The organism is Nonomuraea sp. LP-02 (genome assembly GCF_036289125.1).
GTDB classification, from domain to species: domain Bacteria; phylum Actinomycetota; class Actinomycetes; order Streptosporangiales; family Streptosporangiaceae; genus Nonomuraea; species Nonomuraea bangladeshensis.
In genome coordinates this window covers 7989820-8010612 of the sequence record NZ_JAXCLK010000001.1, presented here as the reverse complement: position 1 = coordinate 8010612, position 20793 = coordinate 7989820, and the positions used below count along the sequence as shown (strand labels likewise).

The window sequence follows — 20793 nt, the reverse complement described above, 5'->3', positions numbered from 1 at the left end:
GACCTTAGCTGCATAGTTCTATATTGGTCGGGCGACGAGGGGGAGAGCGGCGGTGTCGAGGACGAGGTCGGCGGTGGCGCGGGTGGCGCGGATGGCGGCGGCGTTGGGCTCGTCCACCTCGGCCACCCATCGCTCCGCCGCGTCCGGCGCCTTGCCGAAGCGGATGTGGCGGCGGACGAGGCGGTCGAGGCGGACGCGGTCGTCCAGGTCGGCGTACCAGACCTCGGTCATGGCGGCGCGCACCAGCGGCCACGGGTCCTGCGGGACGAGCAGGTAGTTGCCCTCGCTGACGACCACGCGGGCCTCGGGCGGCACGGGGATGGCGCCGGCGAGGGGCTGTTCGAGGTCGCGGTCGAAGGACGGGGCGTAGACGACCGTGCCGGTCTCGGAGTGGAGGCGGCGCAGCAGGGCCAGGTAGCCGCGGGCGTCGAAGGTGTCGGGCGCGCCCTTGCGGTGCCGGCGGCCGAGGCGTTCCAGCTCGACGTCGGCGAGGTGGAAGCCGTCCATCGGCACCTGCACGGCGGGCAGGCCGGTCGCGGTGAGCCGGTCGGCCAGCCAGTGGGCCAGGGTGGACTTGCCCGCTCCGGGGCAGCCCGCGATGCCGAGCACGACCCGCCGGCCGCCGGCGGCCAGGTCGTGGACGCGCTCGACCAGGGTGTCGGCGAGCGTGGGGCCGTCGTTGTCGGTGTTCGGTGGCACGGACCCATTGTTCCCGGTGGCCGGGGTGCGGACTTCGTATGAACTGCCCTGACACGAACGGAAATGTGTCGCTTAGGGTGAGTTGTATGGACGCAGGCAAGGCGATCTTCGAAACCGTCGACAGGCTCCGCCAGCGGCGCACCGGCCCGCTGATCCTGGAGCTCGATCTCACCGAGGGCGTCACGGAAGGGCCGCCGACGGATCCGCTGGCCGCCGTGTTGTCCATGCGCAAGACGCGCCTCGCGGACGTCATCGGCGGGCTGCGGCGGGCGCGGCAGGACTCCCGGGTCAAGGGGCTGGTCGTCAAGATCGGCGGGCCGCCGCTGGGGCTCGCCATGGTGCAGGAGCTGCGCGAGGCCGTCCTCCACTTCCGGGCCAGCGGGAAGCTGACCGTCGCGTTCGCCGAGACGTTCGGCGAGTTCGCGGGCGGCACCGTGCCCTACTACCTGGCCAGCGCCTTCGAACGGGTCTACCTGCAGCCGAGCGGGGACGTCGGGCTCACCGGCGTCGCGGTGGAGCAGCGCTTCCTCAAGGGCGCGCTCACCAAGCTGGGCGTCGGCTACGAGGTCGGCCAGCGGCACGAGTACAAGACCGCCGCCAACACCTTCACCCAGGACCACATGACCGAGCCGCACCGCGAGTCGATCGGCCGGATCGTGGAGTCGATCACCGAGACGATGATCGACGGGATCGCGGACGGGCGGCGGCTGGACCCGGACAAGGTGCGCGAGCTGATCGGCCGGGGCCCGTTCACGGCCGGCGAGGCGCTGGAGGCCGGGCTGGTGGACGGGCTGGCGTACCGGGACGAGGTGTACGACGAGCTCAAGCGGGCCGCGGGCGCGGAGGCGCACCTGCTGTACGTCTCCCGCTACGCCCGCGCCGCCGCCGTCAGGAAGCTGCCGCACCCCGGGGCCGACGGGATCGCGCTGGTCCACGGCATCGGCATGATCAAGTCGGGCCGCAGCGGCCGGAGCCCGCTCGGTGGCGGCGGGGCCATGGGCTCCGACACGATCAGCGCCGCGCTGCGGGCGGCCCGCCGCGACGAGCACGTCAAGGCCGTGGTGTTCCGGGTGGACAGCCCCGGCGGCTCGTACGTGGCCTCCGACACGGTCTGGCGCGAGGTGGTGCTGACGCGGAAGGTCAAGCCGGTCATCGTCTCGATGGGCGACCTGGCTGCCTCGGGAGGCTACTTCGTGTCGATGGCCGCCGACGTGATCGTGGCCCAGCCGGGGACGCTGACCGGGTCGATCGGCGTGTACGGCGGCAAGCCCGTCTTCGCCGACCTTCTCCAGCGGATGGGGATAAGTACGGAAATGGTGGCCGAGGGGGCCAACGCCGGCATGTTCTCCGCCTCGCGCGCCTTCTCCCCCGAGCAGTGGGAGCGCGTCAACGCCTGGCTCGACCGCATCTACGACGACTTCGTGGGCAAGGTGGCGAGCAGCCGCGACCTCAGCAGGGAGCGTACGCACGAGCTGGCCCGCGGCCGGGTCTGGACCGGCGCGGACGCGCGGGCCAACGGCCTCGTGGACGAGCTCGGCGGGCTGGAGGACGCCCTGGCGCTGGCCAGGAAGCGGGCCGGGCTGAGCGAGAGCGCGCCGGTGCGGATGTACCCGCGGCTCAACCCGCTGGAGCGGCTGCGCGGCCCGGACTCCAGCGAGGACAAGTCCGCGGCCCTGGCCAGGATCCGGCTCGACGCCTGGGGGCCGCTGGCCCGCCTGTCGGCCGAGCTGGGCCTGCCGGCCGCCGGCCCGCTGATCCTGCCCGAGTGGTACACGATCCGCTGACCGGCGTCGGGCCGCTGACGGAGCCGCCGCCGGCCCTCACACCGGGCGGTAGCGGCCCCGTAGGCGGACCAGCGGCTGGAGCGTCGCGTCGACGTAGGTCACGCCGAGCACGGCGGCGATGAAGAGCGTGTGGTCGCCGGCCGGGACCACTTTCGTGGTCTCGGCCTCCAGCGCGGCCACCCCGCCCTCCACCACCAGCGCCTCCGTGTGCGCCCCCCGATGGTGCGGCAGCCCCGCCACCAGCAGGCGGGCGCTGGGCCTGCCCGGGGTGGCGAAGCGGCTGGCGACGGCCGCCTGCCCCGCCGACAGCAGGGAGGCGGCCCAGCGGTCCCGCCGCAGCAGGACCTCGTGCAGATAGCCGCCGCCGGCCAGGCTGACCAGCACGAGCGGGGGCTCCAGCGACACCGACATCAGCCCCGACACGGTGGTGCCGAGGTCGTCGCGCCCGTCGCGTACGGTCACCACGGCGACCCCGCCGGCGAGCTGCGCCATCGCCTCCGTGAACTCGCTCACCGCGCCCGCACGCCGATCAGCCCAGGCCGTTGGTGGTCAGCCATTCCTTGGCCACCGTGGCGGGCTCGTCCTTGTTGACGGAGATCTGCTGCATCATCTGGAGCAGCGAGTCGGTCGTCAGCTTGGCCGAGACGGAGTTGAGCGTGGTGCGGATCGTGTCGCTCGCGCCCGCCTTGAACAGCAGCGGCGTCACGTTCTGGGCCGGGAAGACGTTCTTGGTGTCCTGGAGCGGCACCAGGTTGTTGGCGGTCATCTTGGGGTCGGTGGTGAAGACGTTGCCGACCTGGATCGTGCCGTCCTTCAGCGCGTCGGCGGTGGTGGGGCCGGTCGGCTTCCACTCCTTGAACTCGATCCCGTAGACCTCCTTGAACCGGGCCTCCCAGCGCTTCTTGAACTCCGGCGGCCCGCCCACGACCAGGGTCTTCGAGACCTTGCCGAGGTCCTCCATCGTGGTGAGCGACTGCTTGGCCTGGAAGTCCTTGGTGACCGACAGGCTGTCCTTGTCCTCGGCCGGGGAGGAGTCGAGCACCTCCAGCTCGGCGGGCAGCTTCTCCTTCAGCGCCGCGTTGACCTCGTCGGTCGTGGCGGCCGTGGCCTTGAGGTCGATGAAGGCGAGCAGGTTGCCGTTGTACTCGGGGACGATGGTGAGGCCACCGCTCTTGACCTGGTCGTAGACCGCCTCGCGGCTGCCGATGCGCGGCTTCTCCTCCACCTGTACGCCCTTGGACTCCAGGGCCTGGGCGTAGATCGAGGCGAGCAGCACGCTCTCGTCGAAGTCGAAGGAGCCGATGACGGCCTTGCCCGCGTCGGCGGCCCCGCCCGAGGCCGAGCCGCTGGGGGCCGCGCTGGAGGTGTCGAGCGGGTTGCCCGCGTTGCCGGACCCGCCGCCGCCACAGGCGGACAGCGCGAGCACCGCCGAGATCAGCACCCCCGCGATGCCGTACGTGCGTCTCATCTTGCTATTCCCTTCTAAAGCGGGCGGTAATAAAGGAGACTATCGGATTTTCTGTCGCTGGCTCACCCCCGGCGAGACCGCCACCCTCTGCGCGAGCGCGAACAAGATCTGCACAACAAGTGCGAACAGCACAATCAGTACGGAACCCCCGACAACGCTCGCGTAATCCTTGGTCGCGAATCCGTCGATCACGTACCGCCCGAGCCCGCCCAGCCCCGTGTACGCCGCCACCGTCGTCGTCGCGACGACCTGGATGGCCGAGAGCCGGCACCCGAGCAGGATCAGCGGCAGCGCCACCGGCACCAGGGCCCGCGTGAGCACCTGGCCGCCGCGCAGCCCCATCCCGTACGCCGCGTCGCGCAGCTCGGGATCGACCCCCCTGATCCCCTCATAGGTGTTGACCAGGATCGGCGGCACCGACAGCAGCACCAGCGGGATGATCACCGGCCAGATCGACGCCGTGCCCAGCAGCAGCACGAACATCACCAGCAGGCCCAGCGTCGGCAGCGCCCTGGCCAGGTTCGCCGAGACGACCACGATCACCTCGCCGCGCCCGGTGTGCCCGATGAGCAGCCCGACCGGCACCGCGATCACCACGGCCAGCGCCAGCGCCAGCGCCGAGAACTCCAGGTGCTCCAGCAGCCGCATGGGGATGCCGCCAGGACCCGACCAGTTGGCGGCCGTGCCGAAGAACTCGCCCAGCCAGGAGAAGAAGCTCGACAGCCAGCTCACGTCGCCATCCCCTTCCGCGCGCGTACCCAGGGGGTCAGCAGCCGCTGCGCCAGCACGATCAGCGCGTCGGCGACCAGCGCCAGCGCCACGATCAGCACGATGCCCACGATCACCGGCGGCATGAACGGATTCTGGTAGGCCCGCGTGAACAGCCCGCCGAGCCCGCCCTGCCCGATCAGCGCGCCCACGCTGACCAGGCTGATGCTGGAGACCGCGACCACCCGCAGCCCGGCCAGCACCACGGGCACCGCGATCGGCAGCTCGACCTGCAGCAGCCGCCGCAGCGGCGTGAAGCCCATCGCGACCGCCGACTGCCGTACGTGGTCCGGCACCGAGCGCAGCCCGTCCACCACGGCCGGGATGAGCACGGCCATGCCGTAGAAGGTCAGCGGGATGATCACCGTGGTCTGCGACAGCCCGGTCACCGAGATCAGCAGCATGAAGACCGGCAGCGACGGCAGCGCGTAGATCACGTTCATCAGGCCCGACGTGGGCTGGTAGAGCCAGCGCCAGCGCGCGCAGGCGAGGCCGAGCGGCAGCGCCAGCACCAGCGAGAGCACGATCGGCACCAGGGACATCGTGAGGTGGTCGGTCAGCAGGTTGCGGATGCTGTCGGCCCGGCCGGTGTCCCAGTTGCGGCCGATCCACTCCCAGATGGAGGGGGGGCCGTCAGACATCGGCGGCCTCCGCGAGCGCCTGGTCCAGGCTCTCCCTGGTGGCCACTCCGACCACCCTGCCCTCCTCGTCCACGGCCACCGCGCAGCCGGACGGCGACAGCAGCGCCGCGTCGAGGGCCGCGCGCATCGAGTCACGCCCGTGGACGAACGTGCCGTAGCGCTCCAGCTCGCCGGGCCGCGCGCCGGAGGCCCAGCCGAGCGGCCGGCCTTCGCCGTCCACGACCAGCAGCCACGGCTCGGAGGCGCCGCGCTCGGCCCCCTCCTGCACGGTCAGGTCCGTACGCAGCCGCAACCCGTCGGTCGGGACGAACTGCAGCCGCCGGATGCCCCGGTCGTGCCCCAGGAACTCGCGGACGAAGTCGTCGGCCGGCTCCGTGAGCAGCGTCTTGGGATCGGCGACCTGCGCCAGCCGCCCGCCCACGCGCAGCACCGCCACCCGGTCGCCGAGCTTGATGGCCTCGTCGATGTCGTGGGTGACGAAGACGATGGTCTTGCGCAGCTCCGACTGCAGCCGCAGCAGCTCCTCCTGGAGGCTCGTCCGCACGATCGGGTCCACGGCGCTGAACGGCTCGTCCATGAGCAGCACCGGCGGGTCGGCGGCCAGCGCCCGCGCCACGCCCACGCGCTGCTGCTGCCCGCCGGAGAGCTGGAACGGGTAGCGCCCCGCCAGCGACGGGTCCAGCCCGACGCGCTCCAGCAGCTCCATGGCACGGGAGCGGGCCTTCTTGCGGTCCCAGCCGAGCAGGTAGGGGACGGTGGCGATGTTGTCCACGATCTTGCGGTGCGGGAACAGGCCGGCCTGCTGGATGACGTAGCCGATGCCGCGCCGCAGGGTCGGCGGATCGATGCCCTGGACCGGCCTCCCGTCGAGGAGGATGCGGCCCTCGCTGGCCTCGATCATGCGGTTGATCATCCGCAGGGACGTCGTCTTCCCGCATCCGGAGGGGCCGACCAGGACGGTGATCTCCCCTGTGGGCGCCTCCAGGCTGAGGGAGTCAACCGCCACCGTGCCGTCCGGATAGCGTTTGGTGACAGCGTCGAATGTGATCACGCGTGACCTCTCGCTCGTGGCAGGGCCGCGACCCCCGTGCCACGACCGCCGCATGATCTCTCGTGCACGACAGACTACGGCGAGGACTACGGGCGTGTCGTGCCGGGCTGCGCTTAAGCGCTTCACTGACCAGCCTTATTTACTTAAATCTGGATCTGGTAGTGCGCCGAACCTGTCTGTGTTGGCATGATTACCTCCACAATCTCCCTGACGCGCACCCCTCACACCCTCAGCGTCCGCACCCAGAGGATCCGGCCCCGTGTCCCAGCCGCTCACCGATCAGCGCCCACGCGCCGAACTGATCGCAGAGCTCTACGACCGCCATGCCGCCGGGCTGTTCGCGTACTGCGCCGACCAGCTGGGCGACCTCGGTTCCGCCTCCGACGTCCTGCTGGCGGTGCTCAACGCCGTCCCGGCCGCGGAGCCGCCCCGCGCCGCTCTGTACGCCTTCGCCCGCCGCGAGATCCACCGGCGCGACGTCGTCTACTCCCCGCCCGCCGTCGACCCCCTCATCGACCCGGCGACCGCCCTCGTCGAACGCACCCTGCGCGAGCTGCGCCTCCACCAGCGCGAGGTGCTGGTGCTGTGCGCGGTCTGCGGCCTCAGCAAGGCCGAGCTGGCCTGGGTGCTCGACGTCGCCCCCGACACCGCGGAAGAGCTGGCCGTGGGAGCCGGGCACCGGTTCCGCCAGGCCCTCGGCACGGCGCTGGCCTCGATCGGCGCCCGCGTGCCCAAGCCCGTCGCCGACATCTACGGCGCGCTCGCCGTCGCGCCGCTCCGCGACGTGCTCGGCCGCCTGCCGTGGCCGCAGCCGCCCGGCGCGCTGCGCATCCACTTCGCCGGCTCGCGTACGGCCCAGCCCGCGCCGCTGTTCGTCAAGCCGCGCTGGCCGAGCCCGCCCGTCTGGCCGCAGCCGCTGGCCGACGCCGATCCCGCGACCAGCACCGTGATCTTCCCGGCGGAGCTGCTGTCGCCGCCGGCGGCCTCGCGGGTGTCCGAGCACGAGGCCACCACGGCCCCGATGCCCCGGCTGCGCGCCCCGCTCGGCCCCCCTCCCGGCCTCACCCGGCCGCTCAGGGACCCGCTCGGGGCCTTCGACGACGCACAGCGCGCCAAGCGGACGCCGGTCCCGCCGCTGCCGCCGGAACGGCCGTTCTTCATGGCCGCCCCGGCCGAGGACGGGTCGCAGCCGTTCGCCACCGGCGACGTGCTGCTGCCCAAGGACTCCCCCGAGCCGTACGCGACGGGGGACGTGCTGCTGCCGGGCGAGCCCTCACCGTTCACTCCGCCGGCACCGCCGGCCGGGCGAGGCGGGCTGCGCCGGCCGGAGCCGGTGCGCCGCTCCCAGCCGACCCCCGCCGACGACGTGCTGGTGCACAAGGGCCCGGCCCGCCCGCTCCAGCCCGGCGACCCGCGACAGGAGGAGGACGGACCCGTCCGGGAGACCGCGCCGCTGTTCCAGCCGCGCGCCAAGCCCGCCGAACCGGTCTACCGCCTGCCGTGGGAGGACGAGCCCGCGGGCAAGGACGCCCCGGCCCCGGCGCGGGACGCGCTGGAGCCGCGCCCGGTCCGCGCCCGGCCCGTCCCCAAGCGCCGCCCCGAGCTGAAGCCGCGCCCGGAGAAGAAGCGCCGCCGCAAGGAGCGCCACTACGACTGGGTCTGGGAGCTGGTCGGCTTCCTGGTCTGCGTGGCGATCGCGATGATCGTGTTCTTCTCCGTGCCCACCATCTTCAACCCCTAGCCCCTCCCGGGGACCGGCTACGCGCCCAGCAGCGCGGCCAGCCGGTCCTCGTCCTGGAGGATGTCGAGCGCGACCACCCTGCCGCCGGCCACGGTGAACGCCATGACCGACAGCGGCCGGCCCTCCGGCGCCGTGACCACCCCGGCCACGCCGTTGACCAGCACCGGCCGCACGTACGCGGCGAAGCGCCGGAACATGAACGCTCGCCCGGCCACCTCCAGCGCCCCGCGCACCTCCAGCCAGGTCCGTGGCGCGCCGCCCGCGTCGGCCCGCAGCACCACGTCCGGGTCGAGCACCGCGACCAGGGCGTCGAAGTCGCCGGCCCGCGAGGCGGCCATGAAGGCGTCCACGACCTCGCGCTGCCGGGCCAGGTCGGGGTCCGGCGTGACGGCGCCGTCCCGCACCCTGCGGCGGGCGCGGCTGGCGAGCTGCCGGGTCGCGGCGGGGGTGCGGTCCACGATCGGCGCGATCTCGTCGAAGGGCACCGCGAACATGTCGTGCAGCACGAACGCCAGCCGCTCGGCCGGCTCCAGCGTCTGGAGCACCACGAGCAGCGCCAGCCCCACCGAGTCCGACAGCAGCGCCTCGTGCTCGGGGTCCACGCCCTCCGGCGAGGTCACCACGGGGTCCGGCATGCTCGGCTCCAGGGGCTCCTCGCCCCGCGTACGCCGGGAGCGCAGCAGGTTGAGGCAGACCCGGCCCACGACCGTGGTGAGCCAGCCGCCCATGTTCGCCACATCGCGGACGTCGGTCCGCTCCAGCCGCAGCCACGTCTCCTGCACCGCGTCGTCCGCCTCGCTGAGCGAGCCCAGCATCCGGTACGCCACCGCACGCAGATGATCCCGGTGCGCCTCGAACATGGCGGTCAGTTCTTTTTCTTCGTTCATTGGTCACATTCTCCTTCGCCGCCGGTTCAGAGCGAGTGAGAGACCTTCAACCGGACAACGTGGAGACCACCAATGGAAGCACGTATGGGCAACCCCGCCTTCGTCGTCCCCGGCGCGATGCAGGCGCTTCAGGCGCTCGGCAAGAGCGTGGCGGGCACCGGCCTGCCGAAGGGACTGCTCGACCTCGTCTACATGCGCGCAAGCCAGATCAACGGCTGCGGCGTCTGCCTGGAGCTGCACGGGCGCGACCTGAAGAAGAACGGCGAGAGCGACGAGCGGGTGTGGGCGCTGGCCGGCTGGCGCGACGCTCCGTACTTCACCGACGAGGAGCGGGCCGCCCTGGCGCTCACCGAGGCCGTCACCCGGCTGGCCGACCGGCCGGAGGCGGTGTCCGACGAGATCTGGAACGAGGCCGCCGGCCACTTCGACGAGCGGCAGCTCGGCGGCCTCGTCCTGGCGATCGCCTCGATCAACGTGTGGAACCGGCTCAACGCCTCCACCCGGCAGGTGGCGGGCGCCTGGACCCCCTAGCCCGCGGACAGGATCAGGCCGCTGGTCGGTACGCCGGTGCCCGCCGTGACCAGGACGTTCGCGACGCCGCCGAGTTGGTTGGCGGCCGTGCCGCGGATCTGGCGGACCGCCTCGGCGATGCCGTTCATGCCGTGGATGTACGCCTCCCCGAGCTGCCCGCCGTGCGGGTTGACGGGAAGGCGGCCGTCGAGCTCGATGCCGCCGTCCGCGATGAAGGCGGGCGCCTCGCCCCGGCCGCAGAAGCCCAGCTCCTCCAACTGGGCCAGGACGAACGGGGTGAAGTGGTCGTACAGGATGGCGATCCTGATGTCCGACGGGGACAGGCCGGACATCTCCCAGAGCCGCCGTCCGACGACCCCCATCTCCGGCAGGCCGCTCATGTCGTCCCGGTAGTAGCTCGTCATCATCAGCTGCCCGGCGGCCGAGCCCTGAGCTGCCGCCGCGATGACGGCGGGCGACCTGCGCAGGTCGCGGGCGCGCTCGGCCGAGGTCACCACCAGGGCCACCGCGCCGTCGCTCTCCTGGCAGCAGTCGAGCAGGCGCAGCGGCTCCACGATCCAGCGCGACGACTGGTGCTCCTCCAGCGTGATGGGCCGGCTGTGGAACCAGGCGGCGGGGTTGGTGGCGGCGTGCCTGCGCATGGCCACCGCGACCCGGCCGAAGTCCTCCGACGTGGCGCCGAAGGTGTGCATGTAGCGGCGGGCGAACATGGCGACCCAGGCCGCCGGCGTCATCAGCCCGAACGGCACGTGCCAGCTCATCTCCAGCCCCTGCGAGGTCGGCTGGCCGCCGAGGCGGGCGTCGGGCTGGCCGAAGCGGCGTCCTGAGCGCTCGTTGAAGGCGCGGTAGCAGACGACGGTGCGGGCCATGCCGGTGGCCACGGCCATGGCCGCGTGCGCGACCGTCGCGCAGGCCGCGCCGCCGCCGTACTCGACGCGGGAGAAGTACGTGAGGTCGCCGACGCCGACCTCGCGGGCGACCGCGATCTCCTGGTTGGCGTCCTGGCTGAAGGTGACCAGGCCGTCCACGTCGGCCGGCGACAGCCCGGCGTCGTCCAGCGCCGCGAGCACGGCCTCGGCGGCGAGCCGCAGCTCCGAACGCCCGGACTCCTTGCTGAACTCGGTGGCGCCGATCCCGGCGACCGCCGCGCGTCCGCTCAACACGGGTACTCCCCCTCGGGCAGGGTCAGGGTGACGGTGCCGACCGCGTGGTCGCCGAGGCTGACCGCGCCGCGCACCTCGACGGTCAGCTCGCCGTCCGCGCGCGAGACGACGGTGCCGGTGAAGCTCAGCCGGTCCCCCGCGTACGCGGGCACGCCCAGCTTGACGTCGATGCGCCGGATGACCGCCGCCGGGCCCGCCCAGTCGGTGACGTACCGCTCGACCAGCCCCATCGTGGTCAGGATGTTGAGGAAGATGTCCTTCGAGCCCTGCGCGCGGGCCAGCGCCGGATCGTGGTGCACCGGCGTGGGGTCCATGGTGGCGAGGGCCGTGGCGACGACCAGGGTGGGCGTCAGGTCGATCGACAGCTCCGGCAGCACGTCCCGTTCCTCGCTCACGGCTCCCCCGGCGTCCACATCGGCAGGACGAGCTCGTCGTCCATCGGCCAGTACGTCACCCGCAGCGGCATCCCGACCGCCACCTCCTCGATCGGGCAGTCCACGACGTTGCCCACGACCCTGACGCCCTCCGGCAGCTCCACCACGCCCACCACGAACGGCGTCTCCCGCCCCGGCACCGGCGGCCGGTGGTGCACGACGTAGCTGTAGAGGGTGCCGTGGCCGGACGCGACGGCGTACGAGCGGTTCGCCGAGCGGCACTGCGGGCACAGCGGGCCCGGCGGATGGCGCAGCAGGCCGCAGTCGGCGCAGCTCTGGACGCGCAGCTCGCCCTGGCGCACGCCCTCCCAGAAGAAGGCGGTGTCCTGGTTGACGGCGGGCCGCAGCGGATAGGGCGTCTTCGCGGGCTGCTTCTCCCGTGGGCGGAACTTCAGGACGCGGAACAACATCTCGGCCACCGGCTCGTCGTCGCCGGCGTACCAGGTGACGTTCCAGGTGGCGAAGAAGCCGACCCCGAGCGCGGTCCGTTTGGGGCCGGCCAGGCTGGTGAAGCGGGTGGCGGGGGTCAGGACCTCGTCCACGCGGGCGTAGCGGTGGTGGACCTGCTCGCAGTTCGTGGCGACGACGCCCGTGTAGCCGGAGGCGTTGAGCGCGGCCATGAGCTCGTCCACCGGCGAGCGGTCCTTGACGGCGCGGCGCAGGCCCGGCATGGTCCACACCTGCGCCATCGCGGGCGGGGCGAGGCCGCGCTCCAGGTAAACGGGGTTCTCGTCGCCCATGGCGGCGAGCCAGTGGCGGATCATCGGGACGTTCACCGGGTCGACGGCGGGCGTGCCGCGCAGCTCGCCCAGCGCCGTCTGCTTGGCGGCGAGCTCGTGCAACTCCTCGTCGGTCATTTCGGGGGCCGTCATCGGGGCGGCCTCGGCAGGCTCAGGCCGAGCATCGCGATCAGCTCCCGCTGCACCTCGTTGACGCCGCCGCCGAAGGTCAGCACCACCGCGCCCTTCGCCCCGAGGTCGGTCCGCTCGATGAGCTCGGCCGTCCCGGGATCGGCGGGGTCGCCGTGGCGGGCCAGCACGTCGCCGACGATCCGGCCGGCCTCCTGCATCCGCTCCGAACCGTAGATCTTGGTGGCCGAGGCGTCGGGCGCGCCCAGCCAGCCGAGGTCCATGTTGGCCGCGACTTGCCAGTTGAGCAGCTCGTTCGTGCGCAGGGCCGCCCACAGGCGGGCGAGGGCGCGGCGCACGTCGGGCTCGCCGTCCAGGCCGGTACGGCGGGCCCAGTCGCGGAACCGGTCGTAGGTCTGGCCGAGGTTCCCGGCGGGGCCGAGCGTGACCCGCTCGTGGTTGAGCTGGTTGACGATCAGGTCCCAGCCCTTGTCCACCTCGCCGACCACCATGTTCACCGGGACGCGGACGTCGGAGTAGTAGGTGGAGTTGGTGTGGTGGCGGCCGTCCATGGTGACGATCGGGGTCCAGGAGTAGCCGGGATCGTCCGTGGAGGCGATCATCATGGTGATGCCCTTGTGCTTCTTGGCCTCGGGGTTCGTCCGGGCGGCCAGCCAGATGTACTGCGCGTAGTGCGCGCCGCTGGTGAAGATCTTCTGGCCGTTGACGACGTAGTGGTCGCCGTCGAGCACCGCCGTCGTACGCAGGGACGCCAGGTCCGTGCCCGCCTCCGGCTCGCTGTAGCCGATCGCGAAGTGGCACTCCCCGGCGAGGATGCGCGGCAGGAAGAAGTCCTTCTGCTCGGGGGTGCCGTACTGCATGAGCGTCGGGCCCACCGTCTGCACCGTGATGATCGGGTACGGCACGCCCGCGCGGGCGATCTCGTTGGCGAAGATCTGCTGCTCCAGGGGGCCGTAGCCGGCGCCGCCGTACTCCTTGGGCCAGCCGAGGCCGAGCTTGCCGTCGCGGCCGAGGCGGCGGCAGTGCTCCATGTACGTCTCGCCGAACGGGTCCTCGGCGATCCGGCGGCGGTCCTCCTCGGTCAGGCAGCCCTGGAAGTACGCGCGCAGCTCGTCGCGGAGCCTGCGCTGCTCCGGGGTGAGGTCGATGAGCATCAGACGAGCGCTCCGATCAGGTCGAGCTGGGCGTCGGCGCCGCCGAGCAGGTAGGACAGGTGCTTGGCCTGGGCGAAGTAGCGGTGCAGCGGATAGGTGACGTCGAGGCCGAGGCCGCCGTGCAGGTGCTGGCAGGTGTGCAGGGCCTTGACCGCCTCGGCCGCGTGATAGGCGGCCAGCGCGAGGTCCTCCTCGGCCGGCAGGCCCTCGCCGAGCCGCCAGAGCGCCGACCACATGGCCACGTCGAGCGCCCGGCCGGCGATGTAGACGTCGGCGATCTGCATGGTCACGGCCTGGAACTCGGCCAGCGCGCGGCCGAACTGCCGCCGCGTCCTGATGTGGGCGGTGGTCAGCTCCAGCGCCCCGGCGAGCACGCCGCTCGCCTGGGCGACGATCGCGGCGGTGTAGAGGCGGCGGACGTCGGCGGCGGCCTCCGGCCCCGCCACCCGCTCGGCGGGGGCGCCGTCGAGCACGACGGTGGCGGCGGGCTCGCCGGTCGACGTGCGCTCCGGGGTCGTGCCGGGGACCTCGGCCAGGAACAGGCCCTCGCCGGCGGTCACCAGCGCCGCCGCGCCGGGGTACATGACGGTGACCTTGCGCCCGGTGAGCGTCCAGCCGCCGTCGTCGTGGGCGATGGTCTCCGGTGGGGCGGCCAGGGCGCGGCCGGGCTCCCGCACCGCGAGCGCGATGCCGTCGGCGTGCCGCCGCTGCTGCTCGGGCGTGCCGTGGCGGGCCAGGGCCAGGGTGCCCGCGAGCGCGGGCAGCCCGGGGACGGCCGCCGCCTTCACGCCCACCTCCCGCAGCACGACGGCCATCTCCACCGGCCCGAGTCCCGCGCCGCCCGCCTCCTCGGGCACGCACAGGCTCAGCAGCCCGGCCTGCCGCAGCCGCTCCTCGTCCGCCTCCTTGGCCAGCACGTCCGCGGCCAGTCTCCGCACGTCCTGCTGGGTCTCGTCCAGGTTGAAGTCCACGTCTGTTCCCCTACGTCTCCAAGAGGTGCTGCCTGCCGTGCCGTACGAACTCCTCCTCGATGGCCTTCACGTCCGCGCCGGTCAGCGGGCGCAGCCCGGACGGGGTGCGCCACCACACCGGATCATCGGTACGCCAGCCCTCGCGGGCGAGGACCCGTTTGACGACCTTGTGCGAGGGCGTCTGCGGCAGCCGGTCGGCGAGGCGGACGTACCGGGGCAGGGACTTGGCGCCGAGGTCGGGCCGGGCGGCCAGGAAGGCCGTGAACGCCTCCGGGTCGAACCCGCCCGCCAGCACCAGCGCCGCCATCACCTGGTCGCCCGCGGCCGCGTCGGGCACCGGGTAGACCGCCGCCTCCACCACGCCGGGGAACTCGCGCAGCGCGGCCTCGACGGGGGCGGCCGACAGGTTCTCGCCGTCCACGCGCAGGCGCTCGGTGCCGCGCCCGGCGAAGAACACGTGGCCGGCGGCGTCCCGCCAGGCGAGGTCGCCGGACCAGAACGCGCCGTCGCGCAGCCGTTCCGCGTCGGCCTCGGGGTCGTTGTAGTAGCCCTCGAACAGGCCGGGACCGGCGGTGTTGACCAGTTCGCCGACGGCCTCGTCCGGGTTGAGCAGCCGGCCGTCCTCGACCCGGCCGGGCGGGCAGGGCTCGCCGGTGTACGGGTTCAGTATCGCCACGCCCTCGGGCAGGCGGCCGAGGCTGCCGGGCGGGCCCGCCGGGTCGGGGCTGATCGAGACGGCGGTCTCTGTGGAGCCGAAGGCGTCGATGACGTGGCAGCCGTACCGCTCGCCGAAGCGCCTGATCGCGACCGCGCTGCCCTCGTTGCCGAAGGCCAGTTTGAGCGGGTTGTCGGCGTCGTCCGGGCGTTCCGGGGTGGCCAGGGCGTAGGAGAGCGCCTTGCCGACGTAGTGGAGGTACGTGCAGCCGTACCGCCGGATGTCGGGCAGCAGGCCCGAGGCGGAGAAGCGGCGGCGCAGCACCAGGGCGGCCCCGGAGGCGACGGCGGGCGCGTAGGCGGCCATGAGGGCCCCGGAGTGGAACAGCGGCATCGAGCAGTAGACGACGTCGTCCGGGGTGAGCAGGGCGCCCAGGCTGGTGCCGGGGACGGCCAGCTTGCGCTGGGTGACGCGGACGGCGCGGGGGCGGCCCGAGGTGCCCGAGGTGAAGATCAGCAACACCAGCTCGCCGGGGTCGGGCTCCCGCTCGGGAAGCGGGCCCGGCCCGGTCGCGCCGGACAGCGGGCGGGCGGGCAGGCCCAGGGAGCGCGCCAGTTCCTCGTACGGGTCGTCGAACAGGACGAGGCCGACGTCGGTCGCGCGGGCGTCGCGGGCCAGCTCGGCCGCCGATCGCGTGGGGTTCAGCGCGACGACCGGACGCCCGGTCAGCGCCGCGCCGCCCACCAGGAAGAGCAGGCCGGGAACGTTGTCACTGAGCACCCCGACATGCGATCCGGTCTCGCGGCCGGCCAGCCAGGAGCCCGCCGCGCGGCAGACGGCGACGTGCTCGCGCCAGGTCCAGGCCGTGTCCTCGAACAGCAGGCCAGGTCGTCCGTCCTCGGCCCGTGCGGTCAGCAGGGCCGCGAGGGTGTTCGCGGTCATGCCGCCTCCACACCAAGCGCTCGGTCAGCAAACCGCAAACTAGAACAGATTCTATTTAATGTCCAGTGGCCAATCATCCCGAAAAGTCGCGTTATATCCCCGTAACGCGATAGACATGGGCTGATAGGGGTTCTTTGTGACCGCCGAGTAACAAGCCGCGGCGCCGGTGCATCAGATAACGTGTTCTTATGCGCACACCGTCCGCGACGGTCGCCACCTCCTCCGACGGCGAGGGGAGCGTCCGCACCCGCAGCCAGACCCAGCGCCGCAAGCGCATCGTCCAGGCCGCCGCCGCCCTCGCCTCGCGCGGCGGGGTCGAGGCCATGCAGATGCGCACGGTGGCCGAGCGGGCCGGCGTCGCCCTCGGCACGCTCTACCGCTACTTCCCCTCCAAGATGGACCTCGTGGTGGCGGTGGTCGGCGAGGAGATCGACCTGCTGGAGAGCAGCATCGAGCGCCGCCCGCCGGGCGCGGCCACGCCCGAGGGCCGCGCGGTCGACGTGCTGATGCGCGCCACCCGCGGGCTCATGCGCGAGCCCGAGCTGGCCGACGCGCTCATCCGCTCGCTGATCATGGCCGAGGTGCAGACGCCGTTCGGTGATCGCATGGCCGGGCTGCTGCTGCGGGTCTCCGCCGAGGGGCTGAGCTTCGAGCAGGCGAGCGAGGAGCAGCGCGACCTCGCCGGGTCACTGGCCGGCATCTGGGTGCACGAGCTGCTGGAGATGCTGCGCGGCCGGCGCACCTACGACCAGATCCAGCGCCGCATCGAGACCGCCGCCTCGCGCCTGCTCGCCGACATCTGATCGGTCCCGCATCATTGATCGAATGAGGATGAAGGCGATCAGTCAGGACGCCCTGGGCGGCCCCGAGGTGCTGAAGCTGGTGGAGGTCGACCGCCCGGAGCCGGGACCGACCGAGGTGCTCGTACGGGTGCGGGCGGCCGGGCTCAACCCCACCGACCGGAAGACCCGCGCCACCGGCGGGCTGCTGGGCACGCCGCCGCCGTTCGTGCTCGGCTGGGAGCTGTCCGGCGAGGTGGTGGCCTCCGGCGTCGGCCAGGTGCTCCACAAGCCGGGCGACGAGGTGTTCGGCCTGCTGCGCTACCCGCAGGGGCACGGGGCCTTCGCCGAATACGTCACCGCGCCCTCCCGTCACTTCGTACGCAAGCCCGCCGGCCTCGACCACGTACAGGCCGCCGGCATCCCGCTGGCCGGGCTGACCGCCTGGCAGGCGCTCGTGGACGTCGCCGGCGTACGGGAGGGCCACCGGGTGCTGGTGCACGCCGCCGCGGGCGGCGTCGGCCACCTGGCGGTGCAGATCGCCAAGGCCCGCGGCGCCCACGTGATCGGCACCGCCGGCGCCGCCAAGCACGCCTTCCTGCGCGGCCTCGGGGCCGACGAGCTGATCGACTACCGCGTTCACGACTTCGCCGAGGTCGTCCGGGACGTGGACGTGGTGCTGGAGTCCGTCGGCGGCGACTACGGCCCGCGCTCGTTGCGTACGATGCGGCCGGGCGGCACGATGATCTCGCTCGCCCTCAGCCGCATGGAGCCGGGGCTGCACGAGCGGGCGGCCGGGCTCGGCATCCGCTCGGAGGCCATGCTCGTGGAGCCCGACCAGGCGTCCCTGCGGGCGATCGCGGCGCTGGTGGCGGCCGGGCGGCTGCGGGTGTCGGTCGCGGCGGTCCTGCCGCTGGAGGAGGCCGCCAAGGCGCACGAGATGGGCGAGACCGGCCGCACCACGGGCAAGATCGTCCTCACCCTCGCGCACTGAGGCGGCGAATTGTCGGTGGCGGCGACTATACATAGGGCATGAGCGACAAGCCGACGAATGAGGATTTCCTCCAGCAGGCGGATCCCATGCGACGCGAGCTGCTGGCGCACTGCTACCGCATGACGGGGTCGGTGCACGACGCCGAGGACCTCGTGCAGGAGACCTATCTGAAGGCGTGGCGGGCCTACGACGGCTTCGAGGGCCGCTCCTCGCTGCGCACGTGGATGTATCGCATCGCGACCACCACCTGCCTGACGGCGCTGGAGAGCCGCGGCCGGCGTCCGCTGCCGAGCGGCCTCGGCGCGCCGAGTTCCGAGGCGACCGCTCCCCTGGCCCAGGACAACGAGGTGCCGTGGCTGGAGCCGGTGCCCGACGCGCTCGCGGGCGTGGCGGGCGACGACCCGGCCACGATCGTGACGGCGCGCGAGAGCATCCGGCTCGCGCTGGTCGCCGCGTTGCAGCACCTGCCGCCCCGGCAGCGCGCGGTGCTCATCCTGCGCGACGTGCTCAGGTGGAAGGCCGCCGAGGTGGCCGAGGCCGTCGGCCTGTCCACCGCCGCCGTCAACAGCATCCTGCAGCGGGCGCGGGCCCAGCTCAGCGAGCGCTCGCCAAGCCTCGACGACCCGGTGGAGCCGCTCACCGACGAGCAGCGGGCCCTGCTCGACCGCTACGTCGCCGCGTTCGAGAACTACGACGTGGACGACCTGGTGCACCTGTTCACCGAGGACGCCATCTGGGAGATGCCGCCCTTCACCGGCTGGTATCAAGGCCCGGAGACCATCGCCGAGCTCACCAGGACGCAGTGTCCCGCGGAGCGCGCCGGCGATCTCAAGCTGGTGCCGGTCGCGGCCAACGGGCAGCCGGCGTTCGCGGTCTACTTCCGCGAGGACGGCGGCTACCGGCAGTTCGCGATCATGGTGCTGACCCTGTCCGGCGGCGCGGTCCGGCACGTGGGCATGTTCTTCGAGGACGGGCTCTTCGAGACCTTCGGGCTGCCCACCGCTCTGACCCCCCAGGCTTCCGCGGCTAAGTAGAACGCGTTACTGTCTCTCCAGAGCATCGTTCTGGAGGCGACTGTGAGCACACCTGTGATCGTCGAAGCCGTCCGCACCCCCATCGGCAAGCGGGCCGGCTGGCTCGCCGGGCTCAAACCGCAACAGGTTCTCGCCAGCGCGCTCAACGGGCTGATCGAGCGGTCGGGTCTCGACCCCGCGGCCGTCGAGCAGGTGTTCGCCGGCTGCGTGACGCAGGCGGGCGAGCAGGGCGGGCACATCGGCCGGGGCTCCTGGCTCTACGCCGGGCTGCCGCACCAGGCCGGCGTCACCACCGTCGACGCGCAGTGCGGCTCCTCGCAGCAGGCCGTGCACCTCGCCGCCGCCCTGATCGGCGCGGGCGTGATCGAGGTGGGCATCGGCTGCGGCGTCGAGGTGATGAGCCGCGCGCCGCTCGGCAGCAACGTGCTGCCCGCCAACCCGCGTCCCGACGACTGGGATATCGACCTGCCCGACCAGTTCACCGCCGCCGAGCGCATCGCCGCCCGGCGCGGGCTCACCCGCGAGCGGCTCGACTGGTTCGGTGCGCGCTCGCAGCACCTGGCCGCCAAGGCGTGGGCCGACGGCCGCTTCGAGCGCGAGATCGTGCCGGTCGGCGACGTCCGCAGGGACCAGGGCCTGCGCGAGACCACCGTGGACGGGCTGGCCAAGCTCAAGCCGGTGATGGAGGGCGCGCTGCACACGGCGGGCACCTCGTCCCAGATCTCCGACGGCGCGGCCGCGGTGCTGGTGATGAGCGAGGAGGCGGCGCGGCGGCACGGCCTGCGCCCCCGGGCCCGCATCCGCGCGCAGGCGCTGGTCGGCGCCGAGCCCTACTACCACCTCGACGGGCCCGTGGACGCGACCGCCAAGGTGCTGGCCGACGCCGGGATGACGATCGGCGACATCGACCGGTTCGAGGTGAACGAGGCGTTCGCCTCCGTCGTGCTGTCGTGGGCGAGCGTGCACGAGCCCGACCTGGACCGGGTCAACGTCAACGGCGGCGCGATCGCCCTCGGCCATCCGGTCGGCGCGACCGGCGCGCGGCTCATCACCACGGCGCTGCACGAGCTGGAACGCGCCGACGCGACGACCGCCCTCGTCACCATGTGCGCGGGCGGCGCGCTCGCCACCGCGACGATCCTCGAACGGATCAATTGAGCTGTATCACGTACCACCCATAGCACTAGGTAAGAATCGGGGACGGATGAAGACCAGACGCAGGCCGTACGCGGAGCAGCGCCCGCAGGATCTCGGCGGCGGGGTGTGGAGCGTGCCGGTGCCGATCCCCGGCAGCCCGCTCGGATACACCCTCGTCTACGCCGTCGAGTCGCCGAAGGGCCCGGTGCTGGTCGACGCCGGCTGGAACCATCCGGAGGCGTGGCAGGCGCTGAGCGGCGGTCTCGCGACGCTCGGGATCGACGTGAGCACGGTGCGGGGGGTGGTCGTCACCCACTTCCACCCCGACCACGCCGGGCTCGCCGGGCAGGTCAGGGAGGCGTCCGGCGCCTGGATCGCGATGCACGAGAACGACGCGGCGATGGTGCGGCTCATGCACGACTTCGCCGGCGACGAGCACACGGCGTTCCAGTCCGACATGCTGCTCCGGGCCGGGGCCGATCCCAGCGAGGCCAGGGCGGCCTCGGGCGCGCGGCCGGCCCCGCCCGCGGTGCCCGACCGCGAGCTGCGCGACGGCGACCTCGTGGACCTGCCTGGGCGCAAGCTGCGGGCCGTCCACACGCCCGGCCACACCCCGGGGCACATCTGCCTGCATCTGGAGGACGCCGACCGGCTGTTCACCGGCGACCACGTCCTGCCCGACATCACCCCGCATATCGGGATTTATCCGTACGACCGCCACGACGTCGACCCGCTGGGCGACTTCCTGGAGTCGCTGGAGCGGGTGGGCGAGCTGGGGACGCTCGACGCCCTCCCCGCCCATGAGTGGATATTTCCGGATGTGGCGGCACGGGCGGCCGAGATCCGTCACCATCACGAGGAGAAGCTCGACTCGCTGCTCGCCCTCCTGGCCGGACAGCCCGAGCCGCAGACCATCTGGGAGGTCGCCGCGATGATGACGTGGAACAAACCGTGGGACACCCTGCCCCCCATGCTGCGGGGCATGGCCGCCGGAGAGGCGGCGGCTCACCTGCGGACCCTTGAGGCCCGCGGCCGGATCCGCCGCCTGCCCGGGGTCGAACTCGTCCGCTTCCAGGCCCTAGACTCCTAGA

The 20793-nt window shown here is 72.7% G+C and carries 21 protein-coding genes; 8 read left to right on the top strand and 13 right to left on the bottom strand.

Annotated features, from left to right (window positions below; all coding sequences use genetic code 11):
• Window positions 1-18: 18 nt before the first annotated feature.
• A complete protein-coding gene (locus SMD20_RS37645; protein WP_329590403.1) occupies window positions 19-699 on the bottom strand; it encodes a nucleoside/nucleotide kinase family protein in 681 nt (226 codons plus the stop codon).
• An 86-nt stretch (window positions 700-785) separates the two neighbouring features.
• On the opposite strand from SMD20_RS37645, the gene sppA reads away from it, so the two are divergent.
• On the top strand, window positions 786-2483 hold the full coding sequence (gene sppA / locus SMD20_RS37640; protein WP_329590401.1) for a signal peptide peptidase SppA: 1698 nt from the start codon (window positions 786-788) through the stop codon (window positions 2481-2483).
• Window positions 2484-2519: 36 nt separating this feature from the next.
• Here the strand turns inward: sppA and SMD20_RS37635 are convergent, their stop codons facing one another.
• The 5 genes from SMD20_RS37635 to SMD20_RS37615 are packed head-to-tail and all read right to left on the bottom strand — an operon-like array spanning window position 2520 to window position 6411.
• Window positions 2520-2996: a flavin reductase family protein gene (locus SMD20_RS37635; protein ID WP_329590399.1), complete on the bottom strand. Its 477-nt coding sequence runs from the start codon at window positions 2994-2996 to the stop codon at window positions 2520-2522.
• Window positions 2997-3012: 16 nt separating this feature from the next.
• Window positions 3013-3951, bottom strand: a complete 939-nt coding sequence (locus tag SMD20_RS37630; protein ID WP_329590397.1) for an ABC transporter substrate-binding protein — start codon at window positions 3949-3951, stop codon at window positions 3013-3015.
• Between the two features lie 39 nt (window positions 3952-3990).
• A complete protein-coding gene (locus tag SMD20_RS37625) occupies window positions 3991-4683 on the bottom strand; it encodes an ABC transporter permease (protein WP_329590395.1) in 693 nt (230 codons plus the stop codon).
• The gene (locus tag SMD20_RS37620; protein WP_329590393.1) at window positions 4680-5360 is read right to left on the bottom strand and encodes an ABC transporter permease; all 681 of its coding nucleotides are present in this window, start codon (window positions 5358-5360) and stop codon (window positions 4680-4682) included. Before SMD20_RS37620 ends, SMD20_RS37625 begins: the two co-directional genes overlap by 4 nt.
• Window positions 5353-6411: an ABC transporter ATP-binding protein gene (locus SMD20_RS37615; protein ID WP_329590392.1), complete on the bottom strand. Its 1059-nt coding sequence runs from the start codon at window positions 6409-6411 to the stop codon at window positions 5353-5355. Before SMD20_RS37615 ends, SMD20_RS37620 begins: the two co-directional genes overlap by 8 nt.
• A 259-nt stretch (window positions 6412-6670) precedes the next feature.
• Between SMD20_RS37615 and SMD20_RS37610 the strand changes: the two genes are divergently transcribed.
• On the top strand, window positions 6671-8152 hold the full coding sequence (locus SMD20_RS37610; protein WP_329590390.1) for a hypothetical protein: 1482 nt from the start codon (window positions 6671-6673) through the stop codon (window positions 8150-8152).
• A gap of 17 nt (window positions 8153-8169) precedes the next feature.
• On the opposite strand, the gene SMD20_RS37605 is transcribed toward SMD20_RS37610, so the two are convergent.
• Complete coding sequence (locus SMD20_RS37605; RefSeq protein ID WP_329590388.1) at window positions 8170-9039, bottom strand: sigma-70 family RNA polymerase sigma factor; 870 nt, start codon at window positions 9037-9039, stop codon at window positions 8170-8172.
• A gap of 72 nt (window positions 9040-9111) precedes the next feature.
• On the opposite strand from SMD20_RS37605, the gene SMD20_RS37600 reads away from it, so the two are divergent.
• The gene (locus SMD20_RS37600; protein ID WP_329590386.1) at window positions 9112-9570 is read left to right on the top strand and encodes a carboxymuconolactone decarboxylase family protein; all 459 of its coding nucleotides are present in this window, start codon (window positions 9112-9114) and stop codon (window positions 9568-9570) included.
• Here the strand turns inward: SMD20_RS37600 and SMD20_RS37595 are convergent.
• The 6 genes from SMD20_RS37595 to SMD20_RS37570 are packed head-to-tail and all read right to left on the bottom strand — an operon-like array spanning window position 9567 to window position 15758.
• Window positions 9567-10730: a lipid-transfer protein gene (locus tag SMD20_RS37595; RefSeq protein ID WP_329592811.1), complete on the bottom strand. Its 1164-nt coding sequence runs from the start codon at window positions 10728-10730 to the stop codon at window positions 9567-9569. The two genes, SMD20_RS37600 and SMD20_RS37595, sit on opposite strands and share 4 nt — an antisense overlap.
• Complete coding sequence (locus tag SMD20_RS37590) at window positions 10727-11128, bottom strand: MaoC family dehydratase (RefSeq protein WP_329590385.1); 402 nt, start codon at window positions 11126-11128, stop codon at window positions 10727-10729. The genes SMD20_RS37595 and SMD20_RS37590 overlap by 4 nt, the downstream gene beginning before the upstream one ends.
• Window positions 11125-12039 carry a Zn-ribbon domain-containing OB-fold protein gene (locus tag SMD20_RS37585; RefSeq protein ID WP_329590383.1) on the bottom strand — a complete coding sequence of 305 codons (915 nt, stop codon included), beginning with the start codon at window positions 12037-12039 and terminating at the stop codon, window positions 11125-11127. Before SMD20_RS37585 ends, SMD20_RS37590 begins: the two co-directional genes overlap by 4 nt.
• On the bottom strand, window positions 12036-13190 hold the full coding sequence (locus SMD20_RS37580) for an acyl-CoA dehydrogenase family protein (RefSeq protein ID WP_329590381.1): 1155 nt from the start codon (window positions 13188-13190) through the stop codon (window positions 12036-12038). The genes SMD20_RS37585 and SMD20_RS37580 overlap by 4 nt, the downstream gene beginning before the upstream one ends.
• Window positions 13190-14161, bottom strand: a complete 972-nt coding sequence (locus SMD20_RS37575; RefSeq protein ID WP_329590379.1) for an acyl-CoA dehydrogenase family protein — start codon at window positions 14159-14161, stop codon at window positions 13190-13192. Before SMD20_RS37575 ends, SMD20_RS37580 begins: the two co-directional genes overlap by 1 nt.
• Window positions 14162-14171: 10 nt before the next feature.
• Window positions 14172-15758 carry an AMP-binding protein gene (locus tag SMD20_RS37570; RefSeq protein ID WP_329590378.1) on the bottom strand — a complete coding sequence of 529 codons (1587 nt, stop codon included), beginning with the start codon at window positions 15756-15758 and terminating at the stop codon, window positions 14172-14174.
• Window positions 15759-15946: 188 nt separating this feature from the next.
• Here SMD20_RS37570 and SMD20_RS37565 point away from each other — a divergent pair, with 188 nt between their 5' ends.
• The 5 genes from SMD20_RS37565 to SMD20_RS37545 are packed head-to-tail and all read left to right on the top strand — an operon-like array spanning window position 15947 to window position 20792.
• Window positions 15947-16561, top strand: a complete 615-nt coding sequence (locus SMD20_RS37565; RefSeq protein WP_329590376.1) for a TetR family transcriptional regulator — start codon at window positions 15947-15949, stop codon at window positions 16559-16561.
• Between the two features lie 28 nt (window positions 16562-16589).
• Window positions 16590-17531: an NADP-dependent oxidoreductase gene (locus SMD20_RS37560; RefSeq protein WP_329592809.1), complete on the top strand. Its 942-nt coding sequence runs from the start codon at window positions 16590-16592 to the stop codon at window positions 17529-17531.
• A gap of 38 nt (window positions 17532-17569) precedes the next feature.
• Complete coding sequence (locus SMD20_RS37555) at window positions 17570-18565, top strand: sigma-70 family RNA polymerase sigma factor (protein WP_329590374.1); 996 nt, start codon at window positions 17570-17572, stop codon at window positions 18563-18565.
• 42 nt (window positions 18566-18607) lie between these two features.
• Window positions 18608-19723, top strand: coding sequence for a steroid 3-ketoacyl-CoA thiolase (locus SMD20_RS37550; RefSeq protein WP_329590372.1), 1116 nt, complete (start codon window positions 18608-18610; stop codon window positions 19721-19723).
• Window positions 19724-19769: 46 nt separating this feature from the next.
• A complete protein-coding gene (locus SMD20_RS37545; RefSeq protein ID WP_329590370.1) occupies window positions 19770-20792 on the top strand; it encodes an MBL fold metallo-hydrolase in 1023 nt (340 codons plus the stop codon).
• The last annotated feature ends 1 nt before the right edge of the window (window position 20793 follow it).